At 72.7% G+C, this 5,543-nt stretch carries 7 protein-coding genes; 3 read left to right on the top strand and 4 right to left on the bottom strand.

Translation table 11 applies throughout. The annotated features are described in order from the left end of the window. Positions 1–10: 10 nt before the first annotated feature. Positions 11–619 (bottom strand): hypothetical protein, encoded by a 609-nt coding sequence (locus tag ABZW03_RS36390; protein WP_355268402.1) that lies wholly within the window; start codon positions 617–619, stop codon positions 11–13. 155 nt (positions 620–774) lie between these two features. Then, positions 775–1,407, bottom strand: coding sequence for a TetR family transcriptional regulator (locus tag ABZW03_RS36385; RefSeq protein ID WP_355268399.1), 633 nt, complete (start codon positions 1,405–1,407; stop codon positions 775–777). Positions 1,408–1,489: 82 nt separating this feature from the next. On the opposite strand from ABZW03_RS36385, the gene ABZW03_RS36380 reads away from it, so the two are divergent. Continuing rightward, positions 1,490–2,428: an oxidoreductase gene (locus ABZW03_RS36380; protein WP_355268396.1), complete on the top strand. Its 939-nt coding sequence runs from the start codon at positions 1,490–1,492 to the stop codon at positions 2,426–2,428. A gap of 95 nt (positions 2,429–2,523) precedes the next feature. Here the strand turns inward: ABZW03_RS36380 and ABZW03_RS36375 are convergent, their stop codons facing one another. Continuing rightward, positions 2,524–2,817 (bottom strand): DUF1330 domain-containing protein, encoded by a 294-nt coding sequence (locus tag ABZW03_RS36375; RefSeq protein ID WP_355268393.1) that lies wholly within the window; start codon positions 2,815–2,817, stop codon positions 2,524–2,526. Between the two features lie 183 nt (positions 2,818–3,000). Here ABZW03_RS36375 and ABZW03_RS36370 point away from each other — a divergent pair, with 183 nt between their 5' ends. Together ABZW03_RS36370 and ABZW03_RS36365 are read left to right on the top strand one after the other, a co-directional pair. Next, positions 3,001–3,309, top strand: a complete 309-nt coding sequence (locus ABZW03_RS36370) for a hypothetical protein (RefSeq protein ID WP_355268390.1) — start codon at positions 3,001–3,003, stop codon at positions 3,307–3,309. Beyond that, positions 3,309–4,727, top strand: a complete 1,419-nt coding sequence (locus ABZW03_RS36365) for a hypothetical protein (RefSeq protein WP_355268387.1) — start codon at positions 3,309–3,311, stop codon at positions 4,725–4,727. The genes ABZW03_RS36370 and ABZW03_RS36365 overlap by 1 nt, the downstream gene beginning before the upstream one ends. A gap of 117 nt (positions 4,728–4,844) precedes the next feature. Here ABZW03_RS36365 and ABZW03_RS36360 read toward each other — a convergent pair whose 3' ends face one another. Continuing rightward, complete coding sequence (locus ABZW03_RS36360; RefSeq protein WP_355268384.1) at positions 4,845–5,342, bottom strand: phosphoribosyltransferase; 498 nt, start codon at positions 5,340–5,342, stop codon at positions 4,845–4,847. Between the last annotated feature and the right edge of the window lie 201 nt (positions 5,343–5,543).

Here is a 5,543-nt window from a genome sequence, read left to right as displayed (position 1 = left end):
GGCCGGGATGTCAGCCCGGCGTGCCGCGCAGCACCACGACGCGGTCGGGCCGCCCCAGGGCCCCCGAGCGGACCCAGTACCCGGCGTCCAGCGCGCCGGCGGCCACCAGGCGCTCGCGCTGCCCCGGTGGGGCGAGGGCATCGCGGTAGCCGTCGCACCAGCCGTCGCCGTCGCCGTCACCGGCGAACAGGCACCGGTACGCGTAGAGCCGCCCCTCGTGGTACCACTCGTGCCGCACCACCGGCATCCGCAGAACGCGCTCGAACCAGGCGGCCGACGCCACCGCCAGCGCCTCGGGGCTGCCGGTGGCGTTCAGCGCCAGCCCGGTGGGCGGCTGCGTCAGCCAGTAGAAGTTCTGGTGGGCGAACCGGTCCCCACGGACCGTGGCACCGCTCAGGTGCAGGCCCACGCGCAGCGGCCACCCGAGCGGACCGTCCCCGACACCCGCGCACACCACCAGCGAGGAGTCGTCCTCCGGCCGCGCCACCCAGCTGACCGCGGGAGCCAGCGCCCACGCCCCGGCGCGCTCGCGCAGCACCGCCACGAACGCCCGCTCGGCCCCGTCCAGTTCGGACTCCGTCTCCGGATCGTCGCTCGCGAACCACGGCTGCACCGGCATGCGACCACCCTACGCCCCACCCGGAAACCGGCAGTACGGGCGGCCCTCCCCCCGCACCACCCGCAGCCCTCCCCCGCACCAACTGGGCCAGCCCGCCGAGGAGTTAAAAGGCCTGCGGCCGCATCTCCGACGATCCAGCCCCCCCGGGCAGGGGGTCAGGCCGGGGCGGACGTACGCACGACGGCGTCCAGGGCCGGGGCGACGACGGCGAAACTGTCCCGCGTCAGCACCACGAGGTCCACCCCGCCCCCGGCATCGGCGGTGCTCCAGCGCTGGAGCACCGTGTGGAACGCCGCCAGCGCCATGTCCGCGGCCAGGCGCGGGTACAGCTCACGCCCCGCGTCCAGCCCCAGGCGTTCGGCGAGCTGCACGGCGAGCTCGTCGCGCCACTGCGCCTGACGCTCCAGGAAGCGGGCCAGCAGCGCGGGCGTGGACAGGACCAGCCGCACCACCTTGCGGGCGCGCTCCTCGTGGCCCGCACAGTCCTCGACGCAGCGCCACACCGCGTGCCGCAGCGCGACCGAGGGCGCCTCCGTGGCCGGGCGGCGGGCCAGTTCCTCGCGCATCGCGGCACCGAGCGCGGCCAGGAACTGGACGACCACGTCCTCCTTCGACGCGAAGTAACGGAAGAAGGTCCGCTTCGAGACCCCCGCGGCGGTGGCGATCTCGTCGACCGTCACGGCGTCGAACCCGCCGTCCGCCAACAGCTCCAGCGCCGCCCGGGTCAGCTCGTCGGCGACGAGTTGACGCTTGCGCTGGGCCAGGGATGCGGCGGGTCGGGAGGTCACCGCCCCATCCTAGCCCCCACGCCACACGTGACATCAAACGACTCCCTTGACACTCGGTGACAGAAAGGGCAGCGTGAGGCACATGACCCGGAACCCCTCGACCCCCGACCCCGCCGCCGACCTCAGCGCACGGGTGTTCGTCGTCACCGGCGCCAGCAGCGGCCTGGGCCTGGCCACCACCGACGCCCTCGCCCGCCGCGGCGCCCACGTCGTCCTCGCCGTCCGCGACGAGGCCAAAGGCCACCGCGCCGCCCGCCAGGTGACGCGCGCCCACCCCGCCGCCCGCCTGGAGGTACGTCGGCTCGACCTCGCCGACCCGCACTCCGTGCAGGCCTTCGCCACCCGCCTGCGCGAGGACGGGCCCACCCCCGACGTCCTGATCAACAACGCCGGCGTCATGGCGCCCCCACGCACCCTCACCGCCCCCGGCCACGAACTCCAGTTCGCCGTCAACCACCTCGGCCACTTCGCCCTGACCGCCCACCTGATCGACCTGCTCGCCCGCGGCCGCGACCCGCGCGTGGTCACGGTCACCTCCCCCAACCACCGCCGCGCCCGCATCGACTTCGACGACCTCGCCGGCCAGCACGGCTACTCACCCATGGGCCACTACAACCAGTCCAAGCTCGCCAACGCCCTCTTCGCCCTCGAACTCCACCGCCGCCTGCACGCCACCCACAGCCCCGTCCGCAGCCTCCTCGCCCACCCCGGCTACGCCGCCACCCACCTGCCCCACAGCCGCACCGTCCCGGCCGTCCGCCTGCTCTACGGACACCTGCTGCGCCCGCTCGCCCAAACCCCCGCCCGCGCGGCACGAGCCCAACTGCACGCCGCCACCGCCCCCGACGCGCGGAGCGGGGACATGTACGCCCCGAGCGGCATCGGCGAACTGCGCGGAACCCCCGCACGCACCGACCCTGCACCCCGCGCCCAGGACGAGGCACTGGGCCGGCGGCTGTGGGACGTCTCGCAGGAACTGTCCGGGGTACGGTTCACGATCCCCGAAGCGACCATCTCCTGACCACACCCGGCCCCCGGCCACCCGCACCCACGAACCCTCCACATCAGCGAGACCGCGACGGTGGAGCGGTCAGCGAGGATCCGACTGGACCTCCGTCAGTCGACGCCTTCGACGATGCGGAAGTCGCGCTCGACGCCGTCGCCGAGGACGACCAGCGCCTCCTGGTAGGCCGCGCTCTCGCGCGCCGCGACGGCCTGCTCGAAGCTGTCGAACTCGACCAGGACGGTGCGCTCGGCGATTCCGGCGTCGTGCGCCGCGACCCGACCCCCGCGGACGATGGTCCGACCTCCCCCGGCCGCGACGGCCGCAGCGGCCAGCTTGTTGTAAGCGGCCAGCTTCTCGGGGTCCGCAATGGTGCGGTAGACGCTGACCCAGTAGCCCTTGGGCATGGCACCTCCAGTGTTGTCACACGTGTGTCCAGCTTACGAGTTGGTCTCGGACGGGCGTCGGCGGCCCAGGGCGCGGACGGGCCTCGACCGCTGGGAGCCGGGGACGGCCAAGGGCCCGGCGTCGTTTACGCTGAGCGGCGGATCGATCACGCAACTGACGTGTCGAAGAAGGGAGCTGAGGCGATGTCAGGGTTCCGGGTGAATCCGCAGGACCTGCGCAACGCATCGAAGGACGGCTACGCCGTGGCGAAGGGGATCCGGGAGGACTGGGGGCAGGCGTTCGGTCACCGCCCACCGGTCCTGGGTCTGCCGCACTGGGTTTTCGAGGGGGCGGCCAAAGCCGCCGTCCAGGACCTGGGACGGCACCTCAACGAGATCACCACCAACCGCCTGGAGCAGGCGGCCGGCAACCTGATCACCATGGCGTTGTCGTACGAGACCGCGGACACCGGCGCCGCCGCGGCGGTCGGCGGCGCGGGAGGGCAGGGCTGATGCCGCACTACTGGGGGATGATCAAGGAAGCCGACGTCGGCACGCTCAGGACGGCCGTCCAGGTCCTGAGCACCTTCGAGGGCAGGTTCAAGCAGCGGATCGCCGACTGGCAGACGATGCAGCGCAACCTCGCCGACTCCTCCTGGCACGGCCAGGCTTCGGACTCGACCACCACCGCGCTCCAGGACCGCACCAACCAGCTGCTGCTCGTCGACCAGTTCATCGAGGACCTGCGCCGGATGCTGACCGACGGCATCGACAACATCCTCCTCCTGCAGGCTCGCCAGCAAAGGCTCGTCACGCACGCGACCGGCAACTGCCTGGAGATCGTCGCCGCCGACGTGGAGGCCACACCGGTGGTGCGGGTGCTGCCGCCCGACCCGCACTCCCGCAACGATCCCGAGTGGCGCAAGGAGGTGGAGGCCGCCCGCGACCGCCTCGTGACGGACGTCGACGCCCTCTGCACCGACGCCCGGGCCGTCGACGACCGCCTCGCCCAGGCCCTGGCCGGCTTCGACTACATCGCCAAGCAGGAGGGGGACTACGACCCGGCGAAGATCGCCGAGGCCACCAAGGCCGCCGCCGAGCTCGACCGGATGACGCTCGGAGGCCCGGGGACCAGCCAGCAGCCCGACGCCAACCGGCAGTGGTGGGACTCGCTGCCCGAGGCCACCCGACAGCAGCTCCTCCAGGACCACCCCGGCTCGATCGGCGCGCTGGAAGGTCTGCCGGCCGAGGTCCGGGACCGGGCCAACCGGGCCTGGCTGCCCCAGCTGCGCGCACAGCTGACCGAAGGGCTCACCGACCCGTACCACTCGCAGACCGTGAGCCAGGTGAATCTGGACGGCCTCAACGCCCTGCAGAAGCAGATCGACACCCCCAGCGTGCCGCCCCAGCTCCTGCTCAGTGTCGACGATCCGCGGCGGGTTCCCCACGGCCCTGGCGCGGTCCTCGCTTACGGCAACCCCGACACCGCCACCAACATCGCCGCCTACGTACCGCCGAGGCCGGCCGTGGGAACGCTGCCGACGGACGCCGCCGTCGCACGCGGCCTGGCCGTCAGAGCCGGGAAGGCCGACCCCACGAAATCGACCGCCACCATCGTCTTCACGAGCCTCGTCCCGCCCGGCGACGAGTCCCTGACCCCCAGCGTCTCGCTCAGCCCGCTGCGCGACAGCGGCACCTTCAGCACCTACAACGGGCTCCGGGTCTCCCACCGGGACGGGACCGCCACCCTGAGCGAGGTCGCCGCCGCCCCGGACGAATCCGGCTACCTCGTCGCCAGTGCGCCGCTGGAGGCCACGAAGCTCCCCGGGTGGAGCTTCACCCCCGACTCGATCGTGGCCAGGACGCCGGGCGGCCCCGACGGTCCGTCCTCCTTGCACACGGCCGCCGACGCGATCGTGGGCCGCCACTAGGCTGCGGATGAGGTCGTGATCCAGCGGTGGTCCTGGCGAGGCTCGCGGGAGTCCCGTCACAGCGGGGCGCGGTGCCTCGCCAGGCCTTCGGCGGGGCGAGGTCGCGCCCTCCTCGGATCAGGCGTCGAGCACCTGGCCGGCCCGCTTGACGACCGGACCCTCCGTCGACCACGGGAACTCGATCCAGTCGTCGGTCCGCTTCCACACGTACTCGCACTTCACCAGGGAGTGCGACTTCTCGTAGATGACGGCGGACCGCACCTCGGCGACGTGGTCGAGGCAGAAGTCGTGCACCAGCTTCAGCGTCTTGCCGGTGTCGGCGACGTCGTCGGTGATCAGGACCTTCTTGTCGGTGAAGTCGATCGCGGCGGGCACCGGCGCCAGCATGACGGGCATGTCGAGGGTGGTGCCCACGCCCGTGTAGAACTCGACGTTCACCAGGTGGATGTTCTTGCAGTCCAGCGCGTAGGCCAGGCCGCCCGCCACGAACACCCCGCCGCGGGCGATGCTCAGGACGAGGTCGGGCTCGAAGCCGTCGTCGGCGATCGTCTGCGCGAGTTCGCGCACCGCCCGCCCGAAGGTCTGGTAATCCAGGGTCTCACGCACATCGGTCATGGTCACCAGTGTCCCCGGCCGCCGACCGGGCGGCGACCACCGGCACGCTGCGGGCCGGAAGTGTGGCGTTTCACACCCCGGCCGCACCCTCCGGCGCACCTCGGGGTCTCGGCGCCGAGGAGCTCGCCGAACAGGTCGGCGCCGGGCCGGATCGCCGGGCACCCGGGGGAGCCCCAACAGGCAGGAGGGGCTGCCGATGAG

The organism is Kitasatospora sp. NPDC004799 (genome assembly GCF_040609095.1).
Taxonomy (GTDB): Bacteria; Actinomycetota; Actinomycetes; order Streptomycetales; family Streptomycetaceae; genus Kitasatospora.
Note: the sequence above shows the minus strand (reverse complement) of the source record. Positions and strands in the feature narration are given on the sequence as shown.